Raw genomic sequence first — 25,108 nt, 5'->3', positions numbered from 1 at the left:
GGATCCATTGTGCGCCCGGCGCGTCGACGAGGCTCGCCCGGGCGTGAAGGCGGATCCGGCACGGAGCCTGCCGGGGGAGGCGCGTCGACGAGCCTCGCCCCGGCGGGAAGCCGGATCGGGCACGGAGCCTGCCGCCGGACGCGCTCCGCCTCAGCCTCGCCAGAGCCTCGCCCGAGCCGAGACCCGGGGAAGGTCCGGCACCAGAACGGCGAGTACGCGGACGAAGGTCGTCATCCAGACAAGGCCCAGCCCCACGGCGATCGCCTCGACTCCCGTGGAGGAGTACAGCCCGACCGGCCAGTGCAGCAGCACCGCCGCCGCCAGCAGCACGCCGAGCCCGACGGTCGCGATCACGAGCGCGCGGGGCGGCCCCGGCAGCGCCGCCGCCGAGGTCATCGCGGCGAGCGCGAACAGCACGAGTGCGCCGACCGCCGCGATCCAGTGCACGACCCTGTTCGCCTCGATCGGCACGAGCCCCACGACGGCGAGGGCGCACCCCGTCGCAGCCCAGAGCGCGACCACGGCGGCGATCCCACGCAGAGCGGCGTCGCCGCGCAGCCGGTGCAGATCGCGTCCGATGTAGGCCCCGACCGTGGCGAAGAGCAGTCCGGCGACCGTGAGCGTGCCGTTGAACGCCCAGCCGCCGGCGCCGAGGCCGAGCTGGGAGAAGTTCCGCTGCCACCACAGCGGATCCCCCGCCGTGCCCATGGCGAACAGGGTGCCGATCGCCAGGAAGCCGAAGAGCAGGGCCGCCAGGTCGCGGGTGCGGATGCCGGCGCCCGCGGTGTACGCGAACCGCCCGCCGATCGCCGCTGCGACACCGGAGATCACGGCGCCCCCGAGCGCCGGGGCCGTGAAGCCCTGCAGCCCGGCCCCGAACACGAGCCCGGCGAGCAGCACGCCCAGGGCGGTGACCGCGGCGAACGCGACCGTCAGCGCGACCGCGGAGATGTGCGAGATCGCCGTCTGCCAGCGGGGCATCGCAGAGGTCTCACCGCGACGGTGCTGCAGGGTGCTGGCGACGAACGCCGCCGCGGCGATGGCCGCGGCGACCACCGCGACCGGCGGACTGAGGGATCCGGGTCCGGTCAGCGGACGAGAAGGGCCGGACAGCACCGCGAGCCCGGCGACCGTCCCCGCGGCGAAGCAGAGCGCCGTCGCCCACACCGTGCGCGTCTCGGCGCGCAGTCGCTCCGCAGTGTCCATGCCGTCATGCAATCACGCCCCGCCGACACCGACGGCGGCATCACGGCGGGAAACCAGATCCTGCAGGAGGCTCACGTGCTGAGGTGATGTCTCGAAACAGAAGTGGTTTCTCGCGCCGGCGCCCCGAGGCTCGCGTCGAGGCCTGCGGCCCGAGGCGCGCGTGCGCGCGTCAGCGCGTCAGGGTGCCGGGTCCGCCGTGCAGCTCGCCGCGCACCGGCCATCGCCCGTTGTGCTGCCGGAACTCGCTGGCGCGCAGCAGCGGAGAGAGGTCGTACAGGTTCGGGCTGAGCCGGAGCCTCGGGCCGGACGCCGCTCGGACGGTGAGCTTCAGCCTCCCGCCGGACGCCTGCACGGAGTAGTCCACGATGTCGGCGTACGCGATCACCGCCTCGCGACCCCACACGGTGCGGAACGCGATCTCATCGGCCCGGGGCTCGACGTAGAAGTTGCGGTACATCACGAGGAAGCACACGCCGGCGAGCACGATCAGCGCCGAGGCGATGCGCATCGGCCACAGCATGCCGTCGGGGTTCGCCGCGGTGAACGAAGCCAGGGCGAGGAGTCCTCCCAGCGCCACGAAGAGCACCCCCACGAAGAGCACCAGCTTCGGCATCCGCTGCCGCACCGGGCCCACGGAGCGCCGTCCGCGCAACCGCGAGATCGCCGCCGCCACGAGGATGAGGACGGCGAGCACGAGAAGGATCTTCACCACGAACGTGGACATCCCCCGAGCGTATCCGCTCGCGACGCGCGGCAGCCGTGCGGGGACGGACCCGGATCCGAGCCGGAACAGCCCACGTCCGTACGCGGACGAGCCCGGATCCGTCCGGGATCCGGGCCCGTCGTGCGGATCAGACGAGGACGAGGTCCTCCAGGCGGGCGTAGGACGTCTCCATGCCGTCGATCATGCCCGTGGCGAGGATCATGTCGCGGGTCTCGGCGTCCGGGTACTCGATGAGCAGGGTGATCAGCGTCGCGCCGTCCTCCTCGTAGAGCGAGAGGTCGTTCAGCGTGACCGGCCCTTCGGTGCCCTGCATGCGCTCCGTGGTGACCGCCCGGCGCGGGGCGTCGACCAGCAGTGCCTCGCCCTCGAACCCGAAGGCCTGACCGGCGCCGTCTCCGACGGGGGCCCAGGAGTTGCGGTAGGTCTCTCCCGCCCGGGCGGCGACGACGCACTCCGTCATCTCCCAGCCGTCGGGTCCGAGCAGCCACTGCTTCATGAGCTCGGGGTCGTTGTGCGCGCGCCAGACGAGCTCCTGGGGCCCGTCGACGAGGCGCGTGATCCGCACGTGGGTGTCATCGAGCACCTCGAGCCGGGTGCCCTTGCCCTGGGCGTAGTCGCGCAGGTCCTGCAGCACGGCGTCGAGCTGGCTCATCGCCATCCGGGTGCCCTCGACGGCGCCCATCGCCACGACCTGCTCGAGTGCCTCGACCGAGTCGAAGTACGACACGTTGGTCATCCGCGTGCCCTCCGCCGACGGCGCGAAGCCGAAGGTCATGCGCATGCTCGGGAAGCCGTCGAGCGGTTCGCCGTCGTCGCCGACGAACGAGTCGAGCACCTCGAAGCCGTGCGGGCCGTCGATGGAGAGGAACTCCCAGGATCCGCTCGACTGCTCGCCGCGCGGGCCGTTCATCGTGTAGCGGGCGCGCCCGCCGACGACAAGGTCGAACGCGGTGAACGTGGCCGGCCAGCCCGGAGGACCCCAGAAGCGCTCCAGCTGACGCGGATCGGAGTAGGCCTTCCACACGCGCTCAACGGGGGCGGCGAGATCGGCGATGACGGTCATCGTCAGGTTCTCGGGGTCGGTGATCACATCGGTGACAGGCATGTCACCCTCCTTCTGGGTCGGTCGAAGCTGTCGGTCTCGGTCAGGGAATGGTGGATCCGCGCGGTGCGGGGCGCGCGTCGGGGTCGTCCTCGGCGAGCAGGTCGTCGAGACGGGCGATCCGGTGGCGCCAGAGATCCTCATAGCGGGAGAGCAGGGCGCGAGCGCGGGCGATCATCTCGGGATTCGCGCGGACGAGCCGCTCGCGTCCTTCGGCGCGCTTGACGATGAGCTCGGCCGCCTCGAGCACGGCGACGTGCTTCTGCACCGCCGCGAACGACATGTCGTAGTCGCGGGCGAGTTCGGAGACGGACTGCTCTTCGGCGATCGTGCGGCGCAGGATGTCACGCCGCGTGCTCGCCGCGAGGGCCTGGAACACACGGTCGATCTGTTCATCGCTCAGTTCATTTCGTACAACCATTTGGTTGTAGATTACGACCGCGCGGATCCGGTGTCAACAGGCATCCTTCCTCCGAACGCCCGCGACCCCTTCCCCGCCACCTCGGAACGAGGTCGGTACGGGAAGGGGTCGCTGCCGATCCGCTATTGGCCAACCGATCGGCGAGGAACTCTGGAGGGGGTAGCCCCGAGAGTTGCCAGCAATTTACACCCTTTACTTATCCCGGCGAAGGGGCGGAAGGCCCGTACCCCACGGGCTCCTCACGCGCCAGACGAGCGGCCGAAACGGAAACATGCCGTCGGCGGAATGTTCCGATCGGCGCGTCGTTCCGCGGCGCCCTGGGGCCCCTAGCGACACCGCCCCACTGGTCACCGACACAGCGACCACAGGCCGCCGCAGGTGGCAAGCGGTTGCTTGTTACCCGATCGTTATCCATCTGGATCCAGATCTCTGGCGTCTGGAATCTTCACAGAATTCAGCACCCCGTCCGACAAATCAACCTATGAAGGGGCTGTACAACGCACCGATATACCGCTAGGAAGTCTCTCAAGGGGGAGCAACGACGCATTGGCCGCGCCGTTGAGCGACTTCCCCTTGTATCCAACGGAGTTCTTCCACGGAGGGGGTAGTTCATGTTTCTGACGAACCACGAGGAGACCGGACGGGGGAGGCCCCCGGGCCGGCGCCGCCGCGGATCGGGTCTCGTCCTGACCGGAACGGCGATCGGCGTCGTCGGCGTCCTGTTCGCGACCAGTGCGGCTTCCGCCGCCGGGCTCGACACATATCCGAACGACAAGGCCGAGGCGGAAGCCAGCATCCTCGACATGAGCCTCGCGGGGACCGATCTGTTCGGTCTCGCGCAGTCCCACGCCGGCTCGACCCAGAGCCCCGGGCCCAACACCGAGGCTTTCAGCGGCGCCATCGGGGGCACCGAGATCGTGGACTTCGGCTCCGGGTACCAGATCCCGCTGGACCAGTTCATCTCCTTCGGTCAGCTCGGCGCACTGCAGAGCCGCTCGACGGCGACGGACGGACGCAACGCCGAGGGCATCGCCGGCATCGTCGGCGCCGACGGCGGTCTGACGCTGGACGGCACCGACAGCGAGTTCGGCGAGGCGCAGATCAACCTGCTCTCGATTCCGGGGGCCTCCGCCGCAGCGCCGGCCATCGACAAGGCCGACCTGAGCTTCGCGCTCGGCGGCGCCTGGGTGAAGGCCATCGACGGAGTCCTCCAGGATCCCGACGGCGGCGTCACCGGCTACGGGCAGTACCGCGCCGGATCCGCGAAGCTCGTGATCCACTCGCCGATCATCGAGCAGGCGGCCGCCGGGCTCAGCGACGCCGCTGGCACGCTGGAGACCTCCGCGGTCGACACGATCAACCAGGGTCTGAACCTGACCCAGCTGGCATCCCTGGTGCCCGGCACCACGCTGACGACCACGGTGTCGAGCACGGTGAAGCAGGACGTGCTCGATGCGGTCATGCTGTCGCCGATCAAGACCAAGGACGGATACGCGGAGATCGATCTCGGCAAAGGCACGATCACGATCGACCTCGGCCGCCTCGGCAGCAACGACCCGAGCCCGAACCACCCGAACGGGATCATCCCCAACCGTCCGGTCGGCCTGAACAACCAGGCTCCGAACACCGAGCTCATCGACAGCGACACCTACCCGTTCATCGCCGGCGACATCCACGAAGCCATCGAGACCGTGCTCTCGGTCGCCTCGGATGCGGCGCTGAACTCGATGAAGGGCATCACCGTGCACGTCGCCGCCACCGTGGCGCCGCCGCTGCTCCCGCCCACCTCGGCCGCGTTCGGCGTCAACCTCGCCGGTCAGGTCGTCGAGCCGTGCACCGGCACGGCCTGCGTCCTGCTCGCGCCGGTCATCTCCGCGGTGCAGCTCGCGATGTCGCCGATCAACCTGATCCTCTCCGACGGCGGGAGCCCGATCTTCGCGGCGTTCACCACCATCAAGACGGATCTGGTGACGGCGCCCATCCGGGCCGCGGTGGAGCCGTTCCTGCAGGCGATCGCCGGGAACCTCTTCTCGGTGCAGCTCAACCATCAGAACGTCACGACGTGTCAGGCGCCGGACGGCAGCACCAAGACCACCGGTGTCGAGGTGTCGGCGCTGAGCTTCGGCGTCGGCGGCGGCACCGCGCGGCTGGGCATCGGCAACGCCGGCGCCCGCGTCGACGCGTGCGGTCTGGCCGCGGCTCCGGTCGTGACCGCGTCGTCGCCCACCCCGGCCGGTGCGTGCACCACGCTCACCTCGACGGGCTGGGCGCCGAACACCGCGGTCGCGTTCCAGCTGACCGACGCCTCGGGCGCCCCGGTGGGCTCCCCGCTCACCGTCACGACCGACGCCACCGGGGCCGTCCCGGCCGGCACCTGCCTCCCGGTTCCGGCGGGTACCGCGCCGGGCGACTACACCGTCGTCGGCACCGATCCGTCCGGCACCACCGGCACGGGCTCCGTGACGGTGTACGACCCGGCTCTCACCGCACAGTCCCCGGTCGCTCCGGGCGACTGCTCGGCCCTGACCTCGACCGGCTGGATCCCCGGCACCACGGTGACGTTCCAGCTGACCGACGCCTCGGGCGCCTCGGTGGGCTCCCCCGTCACCGCGACGGCCGACACGAACGGCGCGATCCCGGCCGGCACCTGCGTGCCGATCCCGGCGGGCACCGCACCCGGCTCCTACACGGTCACGGGCACCGACCCGACCGGCGCCGAGCGCACCGCCCCGATCACGGTCGGCAGCTCGACCGGCACCCCGACGCTGAGCGCGCAGTCCCCGGTTCCCGCCGGTGGCGAGAGCACGGTGACGGGCGGATCCTGGAACCCGAACACGCCGATCACGCTGCAGCTCACGGATCCGTCCGGCGCGCCGCTCGGCACCCCGGTGACCGCGACCACGGACGCGAACGGCGACCTGCCGTCCGGGACCACGGTTCCGATCCCGGCCGACGCGGCTCCCGGCGCCTACACGATCGTCGGAACCGATCCGGCATCGGGTGACACGGCCACGGCGGACGCCGCGGTGTACGCGCCGACCCTGACCGCGTCCTCCCCCGTGGAGGCCGGCCAGTGCACGACGCTCACCTCGACCGGCTGGGCGCCGAACAGCACGGTGGGCTTCCAGCTCGCCGACGGCTCCGGCACGGCGATCGGATCCCCGCTCTCGGTGACCACGGACGCCACGGGCGCGATCCCGGCCGGCACCTGCCTGTCGGTGCCCGCGGGCACCACCCCGGGTGACGACACCGTCACGGGCACGGACGCGAACGGCGCGACCGTCACCGCCCCGGTGACCGTGGTCGCGGCGACGTCGCCCGTGCTGACGGCGTCCTCCCCGGTCCCGTCGGGCGGCTTCACCACGGTCACCAGCGGAGGCTGGGCGCCGAACACGCCGATCACCTTCCAGCTGACCGATCCGTCCGGAGCTCCGGTCGGAGCCCCGGCGACCGCGACGACCGGCACCGACGGCACCGTCCCGACCGGAACCGTGCTGATCGTCCCCGCGGGCAGCCCCGCCGGCGAGTACACGGTCACCGGCACGGATCCCTCCGGCGCCACCGCCACGGACGCGTTCACCGTCTACCAGCCCGCGATCCAGGCCACGAGCCCAGCGCCCGCCGGTGGCACGACGACGGTCACGAGCACCGGCTGGCTGCCGAACGCGCAGGTCGCCCTGCAGCTGACGGATGGCTCGGGCGCCCCGGTGGGCGCACCGACCACGGTCACCACCGACGGGAACGGCGCGATCCCCACGGGGACCACCCTCGCCATCCCGGCCACGATCGCGGCGGGCGCCGTGCTCACCGTGACCGGAAGCGACGACGGTGGCGCGACGGTGTCGGCGGATGTGACGGTGTACGCGCCGTCGCTGACGGGCGGCCCTGCCGCTCCGGCCGGCGGCTGCTACCCGGTGTCCGGTGCCGGCTGGCAGCCGAACACCACGGTGACGCTGCAGCTCACCGACGCCGCGGGCGCCCCGCTGGGAGCACCGGTGACGGCGACCACGGACGCCGCGGGCGCCCTGCCCGCCGGCACCTGCGTGCCGATCCCCGCGGGCACCGCCCCGGGTGACGCCACGGTCGTCGGAACGGACGGCAACGGCGCGACGGTCGAGATCCCGGTCTCGATCTACGCACCTGCGCTGTCGGCGACCTCCCCGGTTCCGGCCGGCGGCACGACCGAGGTCACGAGCGACGGCTGGCTGCCGAACTCCGAGGTGACGCTGCAGCTCGAGGACGCCACCGGCGCCCCCGTCGGCGCTCCGGTCTCGGTCGTCACCGGCGCCGACGGCACGATCCCCGCGGGGACCGTGCTGACCACGCCCGCCGGCGCAGCCGCCGGCACCGCCTTCACCGCCGTCGGCACCGATGCGAACGGCGGCACGGCCTCCGCTCCCGTCGTGGTCTACGTCCCGGCGATCTCGGCGACCTCCCCGGTTCCCGCCGGGGGAACGACGACGATCACCGGCACCGGATGGGCGCCCGTCGACACCGTGTCGCTGCAGCTGACGGATCCCTCCGGGGCTCCCGTGGGCGCACCGGCCACGGCGATCACGGGCGCGGACGGCGCTCTTCCGGCCGGCACCTCGGTGCTGATCCCGGCGGGCGCGGCACCCGGCGACTACACGGTGGTCGCCACGGATCCGCGCGGCGGCACCGCCGAGGCCCCGGTCTCGGTGATCGCGGCGACCACGCCGGTCCTGTCGGCGACCGGTCCGGTCCCGGCCGGCACGACGACGACGGTCACCGGCGGCGGCTGGGCGGCCGGCGCGAGCCTGTCGCTGCAGCTGACGGATCCGTCCGGTGCGGCCGTGGGCGCTCCGGTGTCCACGACCGCGACGCCGGACGGCACCCTGCCGGCCGGAGTCACCATCCCGGTCGCGGCGAACGCGGCGGCCGGCGCGTACAGCGTGGTCGGCACGGACGCCGCCTCGGGCGACACCGCGACCGCCGCGGTCGACGTCTACCGCCCCGAGGTCATGGCGACGAGCCCGGTCCCGGCGGGTGGCGAGTCGGCGATCACCGGTTCGGGCTGGCTGCCGAACACGGCGGTCACGCTGCAGCTCGCCGACGCGGCCGGCGCTCCGATCGGATCCGCGGTGCAGGTCACCGCGGACGCGAACGGCGCACTGCCGGCGGGAGCCGCACTCGCGGTCCCCTCGGCGACGGTCCCCGGCGCTTACACGGCGACGGGCACGGACGCGAACGGCGCGACGGCATCGGCTTCGGTCGAGGTCACCGCGGCGGTCGCCCCCGGCATCGATGCGACCGGTCCGGTTCCGGCCGGAGGGCGCACGACGGTCACCGGCGGCGGCTGGACGGCGGGTCACTCCGTCGCCCTGCAGCTGACCGACCCGTCGGGCGGCCCCGTGGGCGCACCGGTCACCGCGACGATCGCGGATGACGGCACCCTCCCCGCAGCGACCGTCGTGCCGGTCCCGGCCGATGCCGCCGCGGGGGCGTACACCGTCGTCGCGACCGATGCGGCATCCGAGGACGCCGACACGGCCGAGGTCGCGGTCTACCACCCGACGCTCGCAGCCGGCGGACCGGCCGCGCCGGGCACGCAGACCGCGGTGACGGGCGGCGGCTGGCAGCCGAACACCACCGTGAGCCTGCAGCTGACGGACCCCTCCGGGGCTCCGGTGGGCGCGCCGGTGACGGTCACGACCGACGCGAACGGCGGCATCCCCGCGGGCACGGTTCTGCCGGTCCCGCAGAACGCCGCCCCCGGCGCGTACACGGTGGTCGGCACCGACGCCGCGGGCGCCGCGGTCTCCGCGCCGCTCACGGTGTCGGCGGGCACGCAGTCCTGCACGATCGATCCGGTCGTGAAGGTCCAGCCGTCCTCCGTCCGCCCGGGTGACACGATCCAGGTGACCGGTACCGGCTTCGCGGCCGGCACCGCCGCCACGGTGACGATCACCGACGCGTCGGGCTCTGCGCTCGGCCAGTCGGTCATCGTGACCGTCGGCCCCGGCTGCGGCTTCACGTTCACCATGACGGTCGACAAGGGCGCACAGCCCGGCGACTACACGGTGACCGTGAAGGACGACGCCGGCAACACGGGCAGCGGCACGTTCACCGTCGCCCGCACCGGATCCGGATCCGGCACCGGTACCGGATCCGGCACCGGGACCCTCCCGCAGACGGGTGGCGACGCCACCCCGTTCGCGGCGGCGGCCCTGCTCCTGCTGATCGCCGGAGCGGCGCTGGTGCTCGTGCGCCGGCGCTCGGCGAGCGCACGCGAGCACTGATCCGGGAAGTATGAGGGGGCGGCGGTCCGTTCAGGGCCGCCGCCCCTTCTCCGTTCCAACCGATATTCCGGTGCCGATAGGCTGTCGACATCGAGGAAGCACCCGGGGGGGAAGCCGATGATGCGCATCGCTGCGCGGAAGCCGAGGGGCGCATCGCGCGCACGTCTCGCCATCGTGGGAGCGGCCTGCGGCGCTCTGCTGCTGGCAGCCTGCACCGGCACAGCGCCGGAGACGACGGCGACGACGTCCGCGGCGTCCGCCCCGTGCACGGCGCCGGCCGCCGAGATCGGCACCGGCGGCAAGATCGGCCCCGCCCAGCGCCTCACCCGCACCCTCTCCAGCGGCGCGGTCTGGAGCCTCTGCTGGAACGTGGATCCGAAACGGGGGCTGATGCTCTCCGACATCCGCCTCGCGCCGCCCGGCGCCCGGCCAATCCGAGTCATCTCCTCCCTCTCGCTCTCCCAGCTCGAGGTGCCCTATGACACCGGCGACAGCACCACCCACGACATCACCGAGGCCGGTTTCGGCGGCACCAAGATGCTGGCGCTGGACGACGCCTCCTGCACGGGCGACCGGCTGTCCACGGCGCTCCCCGACATCGACGACGGCGCTTACGGGAAGACGCGCACCAGGAAGGTGCTGTGCTCCGAGCAGGTCGACGGCGGCCTCTCCTACCACTCCAGCGCCTGGGCGACCCAGCCCCAGGCCGATGCCCGCCGCACCGACTGGCGGCTGTCCACGATCTCGCGCGTCGGCTGGTACGAGTACGTCACGCAGTACACGTTCGGCGCCGACGGATCCATCGCTGTCCAGCTCGGCGCGACCGGCGATCTCTCCCCCAACGACTTCACCGACGCGGACCACGGATCCGACGTGGGCGATCACGAGTACGCGGCGAGCCACTCCCACAACGCGGTCTGGCGCGTGCACTGGGCGCTCGACGGCACGGGCGGACTCGCCGTGCAGCAGTACGACGCGACCCCGACCGGAGCGGACGGCGCGAAGGCGCCCGTGCTGAACGGATCCCTCACCCCGATCCCGGATCCGGCGCTCGTGCAATGGCAGGACCGCCGCTGGTGGCAGGTGCTGAACCCCGCCGTGGAGAACAGCGACGGACACCCGATCTCGTACCAGATCGAGCTCGCGCGCACCGACGGATTCGTGTTCTCGGACGATCATCGGCACGGTGCGACCGCGGGCTACGACGTCGCGTTCACGGACTTCGACGCCTGCCAGAAGTACGCGACGAAGAACCCGGGCGACTGCGGCAGCGGGGTGCGCGAGTTCGTCGAGCGCGGTGCGGACCGGGCGCTCTCGGACGTGGTGTCGTGGGTGGCGGTCGGGTTCCACCACGTGCCCCGGGATGAGGACCAGTCGCCCATGGAGCTGCACTGGCAGGGCTTCAGCCTGCTGCCCCGCGATCTCACCGCGACCCGTTTCGACGCGCCGCCGGGGTACGACGACCGCAACGGGCGCTACGACAGCCCGTGGAAGAGCCCCTCACCCACGCCCTGAGCGGAGCGTCGCCCGGAGTGCGGGACGCGGTCCGACCTCTCGGGATCGCCGCTCCCCCTCTTGACGCTTCTCCGCACCGGAACCTGGCAGCCCCTCGGCTCGGGGCCTATCCTGACCGCATGACCGAGAACCCGGATCCGCATGTCGTCGCCGAGGGGCTGCTGCCGACGCCGTTCACCGCCGACGAGATCCGCGCCGCGCTGCGCGACGGAGCCGTGATCCGGGTGCGGATCGAAGCCCCCGACGGCACGGCCTCGGAGCGGATCAGCCGCTACTCCGAGGGCCGCGACGAGGACGTGCTGCTGGAGAGCCACCCCGTGGGAGCGCCCGAGACGGCGACCGGCGGACGGGTCTCCTGGCGGGAGCTGCAGGCGCACGCCGCATTCCCCGCCGACCGCACGGCGGTCGCCGACGACACGATCGAGCACCCGCTCGGGCGCCTCGAGTGCCTGCGGTACACCGTGAGCGACGACGACGGCGGCGCGGTGTTCTGGTTCGCGCTCGCGCATCCGGGGATGCCCGTGCGCTATGAGACCACCGATGCGTCCGGGACCACGCGCATCACGGTGCAGGAGATCACGGCGGACTGACCTCGCGCGTCGGGGTCGCCGAGCGCCCCGGTCTCAGGCGTCGGTCGAGCCCAGCACGGCGTCGAGCAGGCCCGGGAACCTCGCGTCGAGGTCGTCCCGGCGGAGCGTCAGGATGCGGCGACGTCCGTGGGGTTCGTTGCGGAGCACCCCTGCCTCCCGCAGCACCTTCATGAAGTGCGACTTCGTCGACTTCGGCAGGTTCGGATCCGTCGCGTGGCACGCCGCCATGTCCAGCGGGCCGTCGACGAGCTGGCGGGCGATCGACAGGCGCTCGGGGTCGCTGAGCGCGAAGAGCACCGCGGTGAGCTCGATCTCGGAGCGCTCCGGGTGCGGAAGGTCGACGGCCCCTGGCATGGTTCGATAATACTTGAACATTCCGAGCCAGGCGAGTAGCGTGCACATCGTTCGAGAATTCTCGAACAGATGAGGAGCCGCCATGACCACCCAGCCGATCGCGACGCCGCGGGTCCCGGAGCCCGCCGCCCCGCCCGGGCGGCCCGTGCGCACGCGCTTCGGGTTCGTCCTCGCGATCGTCGCCCAGATCCTGATGATGGCGGGAGCGAGCGCCCCCTCTCCCTTCTACCCGGTGCTGGCGCAGCATCTCGGCTTCGATGCGATCGTGATCACCGTCGTGTTCGCCGTCTACGCGGCCGCTCTGCTGCTCACGCTGCTCGCCGCCGGGTCGCTCTCCGACCACATCGGACGCCGCCCCGTGATCGTGACAGGGCTCGTCCTGCTCGCGGTCAGCATGCTGCTGTTCGGGAACGCCGGATCCGTGCTGCTGCTCGTGCTCGCGCGGATCCTGCAGGGCGTCGCGAGCGGCCTGCTCATCGCCTCCCTCTCCGCGACGGTGCTCGACCTCGCGCCGCCGGCCCGCCCCGGGACGGCGGCGCTCTGGAACGCGCTGAGCCCCGGGATCGGGCTCGCCGCGGGCGCTCTCGTCGCCGCCCTCGCCCTCGATGCCACGGCAGAGGCGCTGCCCGAGGTGTTCACGCCCCTCGCGGCCGTGTATCTCGTGATCGCCGCGCTCGTGCTCATCGCCCCCGAGACCGCGCCGCTGCTTCCCGGGGCCTGGGCGTCCCTGCGCTTCCGCCTCTCGGTTCCCGCCGGGATCCGCGCCGAGTTCTGGCGGGCCGCGCCCGCGGTCATCGCCGGCTGGGCGACCGGCGGGCTGTTCCTCTCGCTCGGAGCGAGCATCGTCCGCGGCGAGCTCGGCGGCGCCGCGCACCTGTGGCAGGGGCTGGCCGTCGCGCTCCTCGCGGGCGTCGGCGCCGTCACCGCCTTCGCGATCCGGCACCGCTCCGCTCGCACGATCGTGATCTTCGGCGCCGCCGCACTCGCCGCGGGCACCGCTCTCTCCCTGCTCGCACTCGGGCTCGGCTCGCTGCCGGCGTATCTGGTGGCGGCCGCAGTGACGGGGATGGGCTTCGGCACCGCGTTCTTCGGCGTCGTCGGATCCCTCGCCCCGCGCATCCCGGCGACTCAGCGCGCCGACGCCTTCGCGGTGCTGTACCTGCTCGCGTACCTCGCCTTCGGCGTTCCTGCGGTCGTCGCCGGAGTGCTCGTCGCCGAGGTGGGGCTGGGAACCGTCTGCGTCGGTTACGGCGTCGTCGTGATCGTGCTGTCGCTGATCGCGCTCGTGCTGCGCGTCCGCCGAGCCGACTGACTCGCACGCTTGGACCGGGATCGTGCTCCGGCACGGGCCGTGCGCGTCGGCGGTCATCCGCTGTTCACCCGGCCGCAACCAGCCGTCCGCCTCGGCTGGCCAGGCTCGGAGGGACTCCCCTTCCCCCGTTCCCTGGAGACCTCCGTGCCCCTGCTCCGCTCGCGTCGCACGCTCGCCGTCGCGCTCGCCTCCTTCCTCGCCCTCGGCGGATCCGTCCTCGCCGCCGTCCCCGCCTCCGCCGCGGAGACGCCCACCGACGTCAAGGACGCCTCGTGCTCCGTCGGCGACCTCCGCGACCTGTGCGCTCCCGTGGGCGAACTGCTCGACGTGCGCGTCGGCGACGTGCACCCGACCCAGCCCTCGCTCGGCTACGACGAGGTCTACTACAAGCTCGGACGCTACGATGCCGCGCTCTCGAAGGACGCGATCAACAAGAAGTTCGCCGACTGGTGCGAGGCCAACGGCCAGCAGGACGCCGCGAGCGCCCAGCCGGGCGCGACGCTGACGGATCCGTCCACCTTCACCTGCACGGTCCCGGTCGGCAGCGAGACGGCCGACACGATCGCCCCGATGAAGACCGTCGTGATCGGCCCGAAGGGCGTGCTGTACCTCACGGACGGACACCACACGCTCACCTCTTTCCAGGAGAACAGCGGTCCCGACGTGCACGTGCGCCTGCGCGTGCTCGGCAACCTCTCCGGCCTGTCGGATGCGGACTTCTGGGCCGCGATGCAGGCGAACAAGTGGACCTGGCTGCGCGACGTGGACGGCGAGGCGATCACGCCCTCGCAACTGCCCGCGAACGTGGGGCTGTCGAACTTCGAGGACGACCGCTTCCGCAGCATCCTCTACTTCGCGCGCGACATCGGCTACGCCGCCGACGGCGCCGTACCGTTCCAGGAGTTCCACTGGGGCACCTGGCTGCGCACCCGCACAGACATCCCGGTCGCCGGCTGGAACCAGGACGACTGGGCCGGATCCCTCGCGCTCGTCAAGCAGCTCTCCCAGGCGCAGGTCGCGCTCGGCGCCGGCACCGTCGTCGACCCGCAGTCCGGCTACACCGCGGGCGATCTCAGCGTGCTCGGCGCCTGGAACGACGGCAAGGCCGAGGGCAAGGGCGAGTGGGCGAAGCTCGCGAAGCCGTACTCCGACGCCAAGCCCGGCAAGCTCGCGTACATGACCGAGTACCGCCTGCGGAACGTGCCCGCCCCCACGGCTCCCGCCGCTCCCGCCGCTCCGCTCGCCGTCGTCGGCGGGACGTCGCCCGCCGGCTCCCACGTCGCCGTCTCGTGGTCGGCTCCCGCCGACGGCGGCTCGCCGCTCACCGGCTACACCGTCGCGCTCGGCACCGCACGGACGGCCGAGGTCGACGCCCGAGCCACCTCGGTCACGTTCGACGGGGTCGCACCCGGGGCGTACGCGCTCACGGTCACCGCGCACAACGTGATCGGGTCGACCGCCTCCGCCCAGACGCCGGTCGTCATCGCCGACCCCGCTGCGGTGCGGGGCAGCGTCGCGATCATGGGCGCGCTGCGGCCGGGCGGCGTCGTCACGGTCACCGCGAACGGCCTCGCCGCCGATGCCTCGGGCTTCGCGGTCGAGGTGCACTCCGAGCCGGTGTCACTGGGAACCGGCAGCACGGATGCCGCCGGCACCTTCACCCTGCAGGCCGCACTGCCGGCCTCTCTGCCCGCCGGGGCGCACACGGTGACCGTGTCGTTCAACGGCACCCCGGTCGCCTCGGCCGCCTTCACGGTGGCGGCCGCGGGCGGCGGCGACGGAACCGGCACGACTCCCGGATCGGGGTCCGCCGGGTCCGGTTCGGCGTCCAACGGATCCGGATCCGGAGTCTCGGGCACCCTCGCGACCACCGGATCCGCGGCGCCGATCGGGCTCGGCATCGCCGGTGCGATCGTGATCGCCGCCGGTGTGCTGCTGCTCGCACGACGCCGCACCCGCGTCGGCGAGGACTGACGCCGCAACAGCGCGAAGGGCGCACGACCGCGATCCGGTCGTGCGCCCTTCGTCGTGCTCAGAAGAGCCGTTCGTCGCCTGGCCGAGGAGGCAGATCCTCCTCTTGGGCGAGAATCCGCATGAGTCGTGTATTGACGAACAACCGTTCCCGGCCGATCTTGATGTCGAAAAGGAGTTCCCTCTGCACGAGGGCGTTCAACCAACCGGTCGCCGTGGGACGCGAGACTCCGCATCTGGTGACGACCTGATTGATCCTGGCGTACGGGTTCTCGAAGAGGACGTCGAGGAGATCCGCGTTGCTTCCCGCAGAGGTGTGCGCCTTGATGTCGATGCGGAACTCCTCTTGAAGGTCTTGGATGCGGTCGATCTTGCGCAACGTACGTGTCGCGGTTTCGTCGATCCCTCGAAGCAGGAAGCGGATCCATTCTTCCCAAGCGCCTTCGACCGTCACCGCGAGGAGTAGTCGGTAGTACTCGTCCTTGTTCTGGATGATGTAGCGGGACAGGTAGAGGATCGGCGCATTCAGCAACCCTGCTTGCACGAGCTGAAGGACGTTGAGGATGCGCCCGGTTCTGCCGTTGCCGTCTTCGAACGGATGGATGGCCTCGAACTGATAGTGCGCAATCGCCATCACGACCAAGGGGTCGATATCCTCGTTCGTGTTGAGGAACTCCGCCCAGTTGCCGAGCTTCTCCAGGATCACGGACTCGCCCGTCGGCGGGGTGTAGATGGGCGTTCGAGTCCGCGGGTTTCCGATGTAGGTCCCCGGGAGCCGACGCACGCCGATGTCGCGACTGTGAATGTTCATGCAGATCTCTACTGCGGTGTTCACGGTGATCGGGCGCTTCTCAATCGCCACAAGACCCGCGAACAGCGCCGACCGGTAACGAAGGGTCTCCCGCGTCTCCGCGCTCGCGGCGTCGACGATGGGCTCCTCAGCGAAGCGGAAGAGTTCGTCCGTCGTCGTGACGATGTTCTCGATCTCGGAGCTCGCTTGCGCTTCCAGCAACGAAAGCGAGTTGATCAAGACGAGCGGGTTCTGCATGCGTTTGGCTGCTTGGTCGAGCGCCGCCAGCGCCGCTCGGGCCCGGATGGCACCCTTCAGCACCGCCTTCGACTCGTAGTCGACCTCCGGAGGAAGGAGAGGGAGCTCGTTGTAGGGCCTCTCCGCGTTCCGTGTCATGAGTCAAAAATACTCATAGATGCGGAAAACGTGTAAAAATTCTGACTGATTTTTTACACGTTTTCCTGACGGGCGAAGCTGATTGACACGTCGCTAGCGGGGTCCCCGCCGGAACAGCCCCGCGAACAGCGCGTGCAGCAGCGGCAGCGCCGAGACGCTCATCAGCACGGTGCCCAGCACCGGGTTCGCCGTGAGCACCACGGCTCCGCCGATGAGCAGCGCCGCGAACAGGAGCGCCGAGACACCGCGCCGGACGAGTCCGTCGATCCGGTCCAGACGGCGCTCGATCCGCGAGGTGTCGAAGGTGACGGATCCCTCGTCGACCCGGGTGATGATGTCGTCGATCCGCTTCGGCAGCCGCCAGAGGATGCCCGCGTTCGACACGGCCTGCTGAGACAAGTCCCGCACGACGTTGCCGCTCTCGTCGGTCAGCAGCCGGGTGGCGTAGGGCTCGATCGACTCCCAGATGTTGAACTGCGGATCCAGCCCGCTGCACATGCCCGAGGTGAGCGACACCGCCCGGATGAGCAGGAGGAGTCCCTCGGGCAGCTGCACGGGCAGCGAGCGCATCGTGTCGCCGAACTCGTCGGCGAAGCCCTGGAACTCGCGCGGATCCACATCGCGGAGCTCGGCGAAGCCCATCCCGCCGAACCGCGCGAACAGGGCACTGAGCGCCCGTTCGAGCTCGCGATTCTCGGCGGACGGCATGAGCACGCCGATCTCCTGGGCGGCCGCGACCATGCCCTTCCCGTCGCGGGAGGCCGCGGCGATGAAGAGCGTGCGCAGCCCGTGCCGGATCCCCTCCGGAACCTCGGCCATCATCCCGAAGTCGATGAACGTGAGGCGCCAGGCCGGGTGCGCCGCATCGCCGCCGGTCGCCGAGCCCGGCACGGGCGGTGCGGCGCCCGGCATCCCGACCCCGCCCGCGCGGTGCGGCGTCACGAAGATGTTCCCCGGATGCGGATCCGCGTGCACGAACCCGTGCGTGAAGAGCTGGTCGAACATGACCTCGGCGAACACCCGCGCCACGTCGGCTGGGTCGATGCCCGCCGCGCGCAGGGCGTCGACGTCGTTGATCTTGATCGCGGTGACGTCGGCGAGCGTGAGCACGCGACGGGTGGTGCGCTCCCAGGCCACGGCCGGCGCGTCGACCCGCGGATCCCCCGCGAAGTTCTCGGCGAACCGCTCCGCGGCGGCGGCCTCGTGCAGGTAGTCGATCTCCTCGAGGCTGGTCTGCGCGAACTCCTCGACGAGAGCGGGCGCATCGACCCGGTCGGCGACGAACCGGATGCGGCGCAGCCACCCGCCGACCCGGCGGAGGGCGGCGAGATCGGTCGCGACGACCTGATCGATCCCGGGGCGCTGCACTTTCACGACGACGTCGGCGAACCCGGTCACCGCCGCGTCCTCATCGGACAACCGGGCGCGATGCGCCTGGCCGAGCGATGCGGCGGCGAGGGGCGTCTCGTCGAAGGACGCGAACGCGCGCTCGAGCCGCACCCCGAGCTCGGCCTCGGCGAGCGCGCGGATCCGATGCACCGGCACCGCGGGCACCTCGTCCTGCAGGCCGGCGAGCTCGGCGGTGATCTCCAGGGGCAGCACGTCCAGCCGCGACGACATGAACTGGCCGACCTTGATCATGAGTCCGCCCAGCTCGACCGCGAGCACGTGGAAGCGCTGCGCGAGGGTGCGCATCCGGCGCTCCCGGCTCTTCTCGGCGACTCCGGTCAGGCCGAGCCGCGGCAGAGCGAGCTCGAACCACCAGGTCTGCACGAGCACGCGTGCGGCGAACGCGAGGATCCGCCGGTAGCGCGCCCGCAACGGAGGGGCCTGATCTCCGGCCGCGCCTGTGGGCTTCGCCGGGGCTCCCGGGCTCCGATCATCGACCATGCGGATGCGCCTCCCGTCCCATCTTCCCGCGCGGGGACCGCGCGAGCATCCCCGGCACCGTCGCCGTGCCGAGCACCGGGCACAGGGGCCGATCGACGGTGCGGTCGAGCCGGCGGAATCGCGCAAGCACGTCCGGCGAGACCCTCGGGAGCGGGACGGCCGACGCCGCCCCCGCCCTTCGTCGCTCTCCCGAATCGTCCGCCATCAGTCGGCGAGGATCGCGTACAGACGGCGACGCGCTTCGTCGAGCACGTCGATCGCCTGCTGCACCTGCTCCGGAGTGCCGGTGCGCGCGACCTGCGCCGCAGCCCCCGCGAGGTCGACCCCCGCCTTGGGCAGCGCGCCGAACGACGCCGCGCCCGCGCGAGCGCCGGAGCCCTCCCACGGAGGGGCGCCGGCCTCGTCGGCGACGGCGCGACCCGCCTCGGTGAGCGAGTACGTCTTGCGACCGCCCTGCTCGGCGGCCTCGATGAGCCCCTCGTCCGCGAGCAGCTGCAGCGTGGGATAGACGGATCCGGCACTCGGCTTCCAGGAGCCGCCGCTGCGCTCCTCGATCTCCTGGATGATCTGGTAGCCGTGCATGGGCTGCTCGGAGAGCAGCGCGAGCACGGCGGCGCGCACGTCGCCGCGCGCCATGCGCGGGGCCTGAGGGCGCTGGTCGAAGGCGGAGCGCAGGTGCTCCATCGCCTCCCAGAGACCGGCCGTCGGGTTCATCCCCGGGCGTCCGCCGAAGCCTCGCCCTCCTCCGGGACCGAACCCCGGCCCGCCGAATCCGCGCGGTCCATATGCGTTGTCCATGACGACCTCCTCGATTCCCGCTCACCCCGAGCGATAGTCAACGATATGTCGCTATGTATCGGAAGGGAAGAGCAGTCCCTATGAATCGGAGGGGAAGAGCATCTGCAGCGTCTCGATGCGGGAGTGCTCGACGTGCGCGAGCGCCAAGGCCCCCGCCCGCTCGACCTGCCCCTTCACGACCGCGTCGCACAGTTCCTGGTGCTCATGGTGCAGATCCCGGTCGTCCGGCGTGTTCGCCAGATGGAACAGGCGCTTGACCCGGCCGCGGACCGGCAGCATCAGATCCTGCAGCAGCCGACTGCCCGCGAGGTCGACGAGCTCGTCATGGAAGTCGGATGTGGCCTCGGCGAGCTCCCCCTGGACGTGGACGTCCAGGGCACGCGCGGCGAGCGAAAGGGCCTCCGTCAGCCGCTCGCCCGAGACGCCGGACGCGCAGCGGGCCGCGGCCAGGCGCGCTGCGAGGGGCTCGAGCGAGGCGCGGACGTCGAAGAGCTCGGCGACGTCGACGGCTTCCATCGGGGCGACGATCGCCCCCTTGTGCGGCACCGTGCGGATGTACCCCTCGGCCTCCAGGCGGGGGAACGCCTCCCGGATCGGCACGCGGGACACCCCGAGCTGCTCGACGACCTCGCGCTCGCGGACGCGACTGCCCGTCGGCAGCCGACCGTCGATGATGCGGTCGCGGATCCACTCGTAGACCCTCACCCCCTGAGAGGCGCCGGGATGCATCTCCTCCGACTCCGCCGTGGTGCTCTGCGCCATCCACCCATCCCCTTCTCCCCGATGCTTGCATGACAAAAACTACCCGATCTCGGCCATCGAGTCGCTGATTCCCTCTTCTTGTATAACAATCCTTCGTTTTGGTATACAATTCTGAATCGAGCCCCGGCTCGTCCCCGGTCAGCCTTCAGCACAAGGGAGTCTGCGCATGACCACCACCTCCGCCCCGGAACGGGACCGCCCGCGCACCCTGAAGCGCGAGCTCGGCCTGCCCGCATTGATCGCCTACGGCCTCACCTCGATGGGCGTGCTGTCCGTCGTCTCGGTGTACGGCCCCGCCACGAAGATCAGCGACGGCCACCTCCCCGCCGCCTACGTCGCCGCGATCGTGATCATGCTGTTCACCGCGCACAGTTACGGACGCATGGCCGCGCACGTGCCGATCACCGGCGGGGCGTACGCGTACGTCACACGCGGCTTCGGCCCCGCCACCGGGTTCCTCACCGGCTGGGTCATGCTGCTGGACTACCTGTTCCTGCCGATGGTGAACTTCCTGCTGTTCGGCCTCTACTTCAACAGCCTGTTCACCTCGGTGCCGTCGTGGGTCGGCACGCTGCTGTGCATCCTCGTCGTCGCGGTGTTCAGCATCATCGGGGTCAACTGGATCAAGCGGATGAACTCCGTCGTGATCGTCGCATCGGTGCTGGTCATCCTCGCCTTCCTCGTGCTCGCCGTGATGAACGCGCCGAAGCTGAGCCTGGAGGCGGTCGCCCGGCCGCTGTCGATCGGGGACGGCGGGATCCTGCCGATCCTCGCGGCGGCCGCGATCGTCGCCTTCGCCTTCCTCGGCTTCGACGGCGTCTCGACCCTGGCCGAGGAGACGAAGGATCCGCGCCGCAAGGTGCCGAAGGGCATCGTGCTCGCGACGCTCTTCGCGGGGCTCGGCTACCTGGCGTTCGCGATCGCCGGCAGCCTCATCGCGCCCGACTGGACGAAGCTGCAGAACCTCGACGCCGCGGGCACCGAGCTCATGCAGCACGCGGGCGGAGACGTGCTCATGGTCACCTTCGTGATCGTGAACACGGCAGGCATCGTCCTCTGCGGAACGGCCGCGCAGATGAGCGTCAGCCGGGTGCTGTTCGCGATGGGCCGCGACGGGATCCTTCCCCCGGTGCTCGCCCGACTGCACCGCCGCTTCCGCACTCCCTACGTCGCCGCGCTCGTGGTCTCCGTGGTCGCGCTCGTCGCCCTGTTCATCACGCTCGACCAGGCCGTGTACATGATCAACTTCGGCGCACTGATCGCGTTCGCCATGGTGAACCTCTCCACGATCAAGGTGCTGTTCTTCGACATGAAGCTGCGCCGCGGCTGGGGGCTGGTCCGACATCTCATCCTGCCGATCGTCGGATTCGTCTCGATCGCCTGGCTGTGGACCTCGCTGGCACCGTTCACGTATGCGCTCGGCTGCGTCTGGCTCGCCATCGGAGTCGTGATCTACCTCGTGCGCCGGAAGCGACAGGGCGGCCCCCTCGCCCTCCAGCTCGACGACGCGAGCACCGAGGCGATGCCGACGCTCCCCTATCAGGACTGACCTTCCGAAAGGATCCCGCATGCGACGCACCGAGCGACCGGACAGGGACGACGCCACCGCAGGCGCCCGCGCGCACCTGCTGCGCACCCCCGGGTTCGTCGACGCGCACATCCACCCCGACAAGACCTCGTGGGGGCAGCCGTGGGTGTCCCGGTCCCCGGCGACGACGCTCCCCGAGCTGATCGCCGGAGACCGCGCGACCCAGGCCGGTTACGTCACCGGCGTCGAGGAGCGGGCGCACGCGCTGCTCTCCCGAGCGTTCGCGAGCGGCACCCTCGCGGCACGCGCGCATGCGGACGTCTCCTCCGAACTGGGCACCGCGAACGTCGAGGGCGTGCGGGCCGCCGCCGAGCGACTGCCCGGGATGACCGTGCAGATCGTGGCTTTCCCGCAGTTCGGCCTGCTCACGAACCCGGGAACGCTCGACGCCATGACGGCGGCGCTGGGAGCGGGGGCGGACCTCGTCGGCGGCATCGACCCCGGCGGACTCGAGGGCGACCTGCACGGACACCTCGACGCGGTCTTCGGCCTCGCGGACCGCGCCGGGCGCGACCTGGACATCCACCTGCACGACGGCGGCGAGGACGGACTCGCGCAGATCCGCGAGATCGCCCGGCGCACGATCGCGGGCGGGAGGCGGGGGCGCGTGACCATCGGGCACGCCTTCGCCCTCTGCGATGCCGCGCTGCCGAGCCTCGGCGACACCCTGGACCTCGTGGCGGAAGCGGGGATCTGGATCGCCACGTGCGCGCTCGGCGACGACCCCGTGCCCGACCTCGACCGGATGGAGCGCCACGGCGTGCGGGTCGTCGCAGGCTCGGACGGCGTGCGCGACGCCTGGAGTCCGTTCGGCACCGGCAGCATGCTCGACCGTGCGCACCTGCTGGGCTACCGTACGGGCGCGCGCACCGACGCCGACCTCGAGCGCGTCTTCCGGATCGCGACCGTGCACGGCGGGGAGCTGCTCGGGATCCCGGCGATCTCGGACTGGGATCCGGAGAGCGGCACGCGTCTCGAGTTCGACGCCGAGAACGTCGCCCAGCTCGTCGTGGACCGGCCCGCTCCGCGCCGGATCCTCATCGACGGCCACGAGGCCGCGGCGACCTGAGGCCGGGGGCCTCGGGCCGGGGGCCGGGGGTCGAGGGGGCGGGGGCGGGGGCGGGGGCGGGGGCCGATAATCTCGTGGACGCACTCTCAGCAGATCGATAGGATTCGGGGACCCGATGCCGACCGACCCGAACGGCGACTGCGATGCCCGATTCCTCCCCTGCTCCCGCGTGGTACCCCGATCCCGAGAACAGCGCCCAGCTGCGCTGGTGGAACGGCACGACCTGGACGGCTGATACGACCCCGGTTCCGGCGGGCTCGGTGCCGCCACCCGCCCCAGGAGCAGCGAGGGGCGCGTCCCGACGTCGCCCGTGGTGGGTGACCGCTCTCGTCGTCCTGGGAGTCATCATGCTCGGCGGCGTGCTCGCACGGATCACGCCGGCACTGTGGCTTCTGGTGATCCTGGCCGTGCTCGGGCTCGCGGTGTACGTCTTCATCCGCGGCGGCGCTCCCCGGCTCTCGCTGCGGTCGCGCGCCTCGGGTCTGCTGGCACTGGGCGCCGCCGCGCTGCTCCTGATCGGCGGCGGTGCCGCGAACGGCGCCACACGTCCGGCGATGGTCACCGCGGACGTCACCTCCAGCGCGACCCCGCGCTCGTTCGTGGCCGCGGCGCCGACTCCCACGCCCGTCCCGACCACTTACGAGATGGTGGACGTCGTGACGGTGATCCCTTTCGAGCGCTCGACGGTCGACGATCCCGAGCGCGACCTCGGGGTGACGGAGGTCGTCACGGCAGGCGTCGAAGGCTCGAAGGTCACGACCTACCGAGTGACGAAGATCGACGGCAAGGAGATCGGCCGGACCGTCGCGAAGGAGACGGTCGCTCTGCCCCCGGTCACCGAGGTGACGGCGCACGGAACGCGGGAACAGCAGGCCGCGCCGCCCGCACCCCTCGTCGCCCAAGAGCCCGCCGGCCAATGCGACCCGAACTACGCCGACGCGTGCGTCCCCATCGCCAGCGACGTGGACTGCGCCGGCGGCAGCGGCAATGGGCCTGCCTATGTCCAGGGCCCGGTGCGCGTGGTCGGCACAGACATCTACCGTCTCGACAGCAACGGCGACGGCATCGGCTGCGAGTAGCCGTACCGCACGGCTGCCGTGCGCAACTCAGGCTGTATCTCTCTGAAACGCCCTGAAGCACCCGAATCATGGGCACTCGACTGCTTCCAGCCTGAGTTGTGCACGGGGCGGCAACGATAAGCACTCGGACTCGCGCAATTCGGGCCCTGGGCGAACCGCGGGAACTGCGGACTCGCGCCTTCCGGGCCCGCGGCCGCGCCGAGGGTGCCGCAGAAGCCCCGCGCCGTAGCCTCGCCCGACACCCGCCACGCCCGGACCGCGCCTCCCCACGCCCTACGGTGGAGGGATGACGATCACCGCCGCGGCAGACGGATCCGCCCTGGGCAACCCCGGTCCCAACGGCTGGGCCTGGTACATCGACGACGCCAATTGGGCCGCCGGGGGATCCCCGCATGGCACGAACAACCAGGGCGAGCTGCGCGCCGTGCTCGAACTGCTGCAGGCGACGGAGAACGTCGCCGGTGAGAAGCTCGTGATCGAGTGCGACAGCCGGTACGTGATCGACTCCGTCACCAAGTGGATGCCCGGCTGGAAGCGCAAGGGCTGGCGCAAGTCCGACGGCGGTCCGGTGCTCAACCGCGACCTGCTCGAGGGCATCGATGAGGCGCTGCGGGGGCGCGACGTGTCGTTCACCTGGGTCAAGGGCCACGCCGGGCATCCGCTGAACGAGGCCGCCGATCAGCGCGCGAACGCCGCCGCGACCGCATACCAGCGCAAGCAGGATCCGGACCGCGGCCCGGGGTTCACCGCGGCCGCTTCGGCGACGGGCGATGCGCCCGCCGTGCTCGACGAGCCCCTCGTCGCAGCCGCGGTGCCGCTTCCCGTCGTCGCGCCCTCCGCGGCCCCGGCGCCCGCCCTGTGGGCCGAGGCTTCCGACCTGCTCGACGGGCTCGATCTGCCGGCCGACACCACCCCGATCGAACTGCGGGTGACGCTCAGCGCCTCCGAGCATGCGCGCCTCCGTGACCGTGCCGACGCCCAGGGCGTGACCCTGGAAGAAGCGCTGCGCCGCCTGATCTGACCGGGCGCGGGGCCGCCCCCGCGCCGCCAACGTGCCCCATCTTCGGAGTTGTACACCAACGTCGGACGGATCCGCGGAAGGGATCCGAAGAACCGGCACATCTCCGAGCAAAGCGCACACGCAGGCCGGAGACCGGGCGCACGCGCAAGCCGGGCGCGGGGCCGCCCCCGCGCCGCCAACGTGCCCCATCTTCGGAGTTGTACACCAACGTCGGACGGATCCGCGGAAGGGATCCGAAGAACCGGCACATCTCCGAGCAA

General features: G+C 71.5%; 18 protein-coding genes. 9 read left to right on the top strand and 9 right to left on the bottom strand.

The window, feature by feature from the left end; genetic code table 11:
• Positions 1 to 150: 150 nt before the first annotated feature.
• The 4 genes from WFJ17_RS18195 to WFJ17_RS18180 form a co-directional block, all read right to left on the bottom strand.
• Positions 151 to 1,206 (bottom strand): DUF998 domain-containing protein, encoded by a 1,056-nt coding sequence (locus WFJ17_RS18195; protein WP_251448155.1) that lies wholly within the window; start codon positions 1,204 to 1,206, stop codon positions 151 to 153.
• Positions 1,207 to 1,375: 169 nt separating this feature from the next.
• Positions 1,376 to 1,930, bottom strand: coding sequence for a hypothetical protein (locus tag WFJ17_RS18190; protein ID WP_251448153.1), 555 nt, complete (start codon positions 1,928 to 1,930; stop codon positions 1,376 to 1,378).
• 127 nt (positions 1,931 to 2,057) lie between these two features.
• The gene (locus WFJ17_RS18185; RefSeq protein ID WP_336649165.1) at positions 2,058 to 3,035 is read right to left on the bottom strand and encodes an SRPBCC family protein; all 978 of its coding nucleotides are present in this window, start codon (positions 3,033 to 3,035) and stop codon (positions 2,058 to 2,060) included.
• Between the two features lie 40 nt (positions 3,036 to 3,075).
• On the bottom strand, positions 3,076 to 3,453 hold the full coding sequence (locus WFJ17_RS18180) for an ArsR/SmtB family transcription factor (RefSeq protein WP_251448148.1): 378 nt from the start codon (positions 3,451 to 3,453) through the stop codon (positions 3,076 to 3,078).
• 611 nt (positions 3,454 to 4,064) lie between these two features.
• Between WFJ17_RS18180 and WFJ17_RS18175 the strand changes: the two genes are divergently transcribed.
• The 3 genes from WFJ17_RS18175 to WFJ17_RS18165 all read left to right on the top strand — a co-directional run bounded on the left by WFJ17_RS18175 (position 4,065) and on the right by WFJ17_RS18165 (position 11,818).
• Positions 4,065 to 9,713 carry a beta strand repeat-containing protein gene (locus tag WFJ17_RS18175; protein WP_336649164.1) on the top strand — a complete coding sequence of 1,883 codons (5,649 nt, stop codon included), beginning with the start codon at positions 4,065 to 4,067 and terminating at the stop codon, positions 9,711 to 9,713.
• A 117-nt stretch (positions 9,714 to 9,830) separates the two neighbouring features.
• On the top strand, positions 9,831 to 11,228 hold the full coding sequence (locus tag WFJ17_RS18170; protein WP_336649163.1) for a copper amine oxidase: 1,398 nt from the start codon (positions 9,831 to 9,833) through the stop codon (positions 11,226 to 11,228).
• Positions 11,229 to 11,347: 119 nt separating this feature from the next.
• The gene (locus WFJ17_RS18165; protein WP_336649162.1) at positions 11,348 to 11,818 is read left to right on the top strand and encodes a hypothetical protein; all 471 of its coding nucleotides are present in this window, start codon (positions 11,348 to 11,350) and stop codon (positions 11,816 to 11,818) included.
• A 33-nt stretch (positions 11,819 to 11,851) separates the two neighbouring features.
• On the opposite strand, the gene WFJ17_RS18160 is transcribed toward WFJ17_RS18165, so the two are convergent.
• Positions 11,852 to 12,172 carry an ArsR/SmtB family transcription factor gene (locus WFJ17_RS18160; RefSeq protein WP_251448136.1) on the bottom strand — a complete coding sequence of 107 codons (321 nt, stop codon included), beginning with the start codon at positions 12,170 to 12,172 and terminating at the stop codon, positions 11,852 to 11,854.
• Positions 12,173 to 12,254: 82 nt separating this feature from the next.
• Between WFJ17_RS18160 and WFJ17_RS18155 the strand changes: the two genes are divergently transcribed.
• Together WFJ17_RS18155 and WFJ17_RS18150 are read left to right on the top strand one after the other, a co-directional pair.
• Positions 12,255 to 13,484 carry an MFS transporter gene (locus WFJ17_RS18155; protein WP_336649161.1) on the top strand — a complete coding sequence of 410 codons (1,230 nt, stop codon included), beginning with the start codon at positions 12,255 to 12,257 and terminating at the stop codon, positions 13,482 to 13,484.
• A gap of 144 nt (positions 13,485 to 13,628) precedes the next feature.
• A complete protein-coding gene (locus WFJ17_RS18150; RefSeq protein WP_336649160.1) occupies positions 13,629 to 15,458 on the top strand; it encodes a ParB-like protein in 1,830 nt (609 codons plus the stop codon).
• 58 nt (positions 15,459 to 15,516) lie between these two features.
• Here the strand turns inward: WFJ17_RS18150 and WFJ17_RS18145 are convergent, their stop codons facing one another.
• From WFJ17_RS18145 to WFJ17_RS18130, 4 genes are all read right to left on the bottom strand, one after another.
• Positions 15,517 to 16,641, bottom strand: coding sequence for a Fic family protein (locus tag WFJ17_RS18145; protein WP_336649159.1), 1,125 nt, complete (start codon positions 16,639 to 16,641; stop codon positions 15,517 to 15,519).
• Positions 16,642 to 16,734: 93 nt separating this feature from the next.
• Positions 16,735 to 18,531, bottom strand: coding sequence for an ABC1 kinase family protein (locus WFJ17_RS18140; protein WP_336649158.1), 1,797 nt, complete (start codon positions 18,529 to 18,531; stop codon positions 16,735 to 16,737).
• Between the two features lie 204 nt (positions 18,532 to 18,735).
• On the bottom strand, positions 18,736 to 19,329 hold the full coding sequence (locus WFJ17_RS18135) for a PadR family transcriptional regulator (protein WP_251448124.1): 594 nt from the start codon (positions 19,327 to 19,329) through the stop codon (positions 18,736 to 18,738).
• A 78-nt stretch (positions 19,330 to 19,407) separates the two neighbouring features.
• The gene (locus tag WFJ17_RS18130) at positions 19,408 to 20,091 is read right to left on the bottom strand and encodes a GntR family transcriptional regulator (protein WP_292888120.1); all 684 of its coding nucleotides are present in this window, start codon (positions 20,089 to 20,091) and stop codon (positions 19,408 to 19,410) included.
• 166 nt (positions 20,092 to 20,257) lie between these two features.
• On the opposite strand from WFJ17_RS18130, the gene WFJ17_RS18125 reads away from it, so the two are divergent.
• The 4 genes from WFJ17_RS18125 to WFJ17_RS18110 all read left to right on the top strand — a co-directional run bounded on the left by WFJ17_RS18125 (position 20,258) and on the right by WFJ17_RS18110 (position 24,848).
• Complete coding sequence (locus WFJ17_RS18125; protein ID WP_295034382.1) at positions 20,258 to 21,640, top strand: APC family permease; 1,383 nt, start codon at positions 20,258 to 20,260, stop codon at positions 21,638 to 21,640.
• A 19-nt stretch (positions 21,641 to 21,659) separates the two neighbouring features.
• Positions 21,660 to 22,748 carry an amidohydrolase family protein gene (locus WFJ17_RS18120; RefSeq protein WP_336649157.1) on the top strand — a complete coding sequence of 363 codons (1,089 nt, stop codon included), beginning with the start codon at positions 21,660 to 21,662 and terminating at the stop codon, positions 22,746 to 22,748.
• Positions 22,749 to 22,891: 143 nt separating this feature from the next.
• Positions 22,892 to 23,827: a G5 domain-containing protein gene (locus tag WFJ17_RS18115; RefSeq protein WP_336649156.1), complete on the top strand. Its 936-nt coding sequence runs from the start codon at positions 22,892 to 22,894 to the stop codon at positions 23,825 to 23,827.
• A gap of 286 nt (positions 23,828 to 24,113) precedes the next feature.
• On the top strand, positions 24,114 to 24,848 hold the full coding sequence (locus tag WFJ17_RS18110) for a ribonuclease H family protein (RefSeq protein WP_336649155.1): 735 nt from the start codon (positions 24,114 to 24,116) through the stop codon (positions 24,846 to 24,848).
• Positions 24,849 to 25,108: the final 260 nt, after the last annotated feature.

Source organism: Microbacterium sp. MMO-10 (assembly GCF_037148715.1).
In the GTDB taxonomy this organism is placed as follows: domain Bacteria; phylum Actinomycetota; class Actinomycetes; order Actinomycetales; family Microbacteriaceae; genus Microbacterium.
The sequence above is the reverse complement of the archived record's forward strand: the minus strand, read 5'-3'. Positions and strand labels throughout refer to the sequence as shown.

Bases quoted from the DNA above. Each gene is read 5' to 3' on its own strand.
- WFJ17_RS18195 (WP_251448155.1), bottom strand. From the start codon at position 1,206: ATGGACACTGCGGAGCGACTGCGCGCCGAGACGCGCACGGTGTGGGCG.
- WFJ17_RS18190 (WP_251448153.1), bottom strand. From the start codon at position 1,930: ATGTCCACGTTCGTGGTGAAGATCCTTCTCGTGCTCGCCGTCCTCATC.
- WFJ17_RS18185 (WP_336649165.1), bottom strand. From the start codon at position 3,035: ATGCCTGTCACCGATGTGATCACCGACCCCGAGAACCTGACGATGACC.
- WFJ17_RS18180 (WP_251448148.1), bottom strand. From the start codon at position 3,453: ATGGTTGTACGAAATGAACTGAGCGATGAACAGATCGACCGTGTGTTC.
- WFJ17_RS18175 (WP_336649164.1), top strand. From the start codon at position 4,065: ATGTTTCTGACGAACCACGAGGAGACCGGACGGGGGAGGCCCCCGGGC.
- WFJ17_RS18170 (WP_336649163.1), top strand. From the start codon at position 9,831: ATGATGCGCATCGCTGCGCGGAAGCCGAGGGGCGCATCGCGCGCACGT.
- WFJ17_RS18165 (WP_336649162.1), top strand. From the start codon at position 11,348: ATGACCGAGAACCCGGATCCGCATGTCGTCGCCGAGGGGCTGCTGCCG.
- WFJ17_RS18160 (WP_251448136.1), bottom strand. From the start codon at position 12,172: ATGCCAGGGGCCGTCGACCTTCCGCACCCGGAGCGCTCCGAGATCGAG.
- WFJ17_RS18155 (WP_336649161.1), top strand. From the start codon at position 12,255: ATGACCACCCAGCCGATCGCGACGCCGCGGGTCCCGGAGCCCGCCGCC.
- WFJ17_RS18145 (WP_336649159.1), bottom strand. From the start codon at position 16,641: ATGACACGGAACGCGGAGAGGCCCTACAACGAGCTCCCTCTCCTTCCT.
- WFJ17_RS18140 (WP_336649158.1), bottom strand. From the start codon at position 18,531: ATGGTCGATGATCGGAGCCCGGGAGCCCCGGCGAAGCCCACAGGCGCG.
- WFJ17_RS18135 (WP_251448124.1), bottom strand. From the start codon at position 19,329: ATGGACAACGCATATGGACCGCGCGGATTCGGCGGGCCGGGGTTCGGT.
- WFJ17_RS18130 (WP_292888120.1), bottom strand. From the start codon at position 20,091: ATGGCGCAGAGCACCACGGCGGAGTCGGAGGAGATGCATCCCGGCGCC.
- WFJ17_RS18125 (WP_295034382.1), top strand. From the start codon at position 20,258: ATGACCACCACCTCCGCCCCGGAACGGGACCGCCCGCGCACCCTGAAG.
- WFJ17_RS18120 (WP_336649157.1), top strand. From the start codon at position 21,660: ATGCGACGCACCGAGCGACCGGACAGGGACGACGCCACCGCAGGCGCC.
- WFJ17_RS18115 (WP_336649156.1), top strand. From the start codon at position 22,892: ATGCCCGATTCCTCCCCTGCTCCCGCGTGGTACCCCGATCCCGAGAAC.
- WFJ17_RS18110 (WP_336649155.1), top strand. From the start codon at position 24,114: ATGACGATCACCGCCGCGGCAGACGGATCCGCCCTGGGCAACCCCGGT.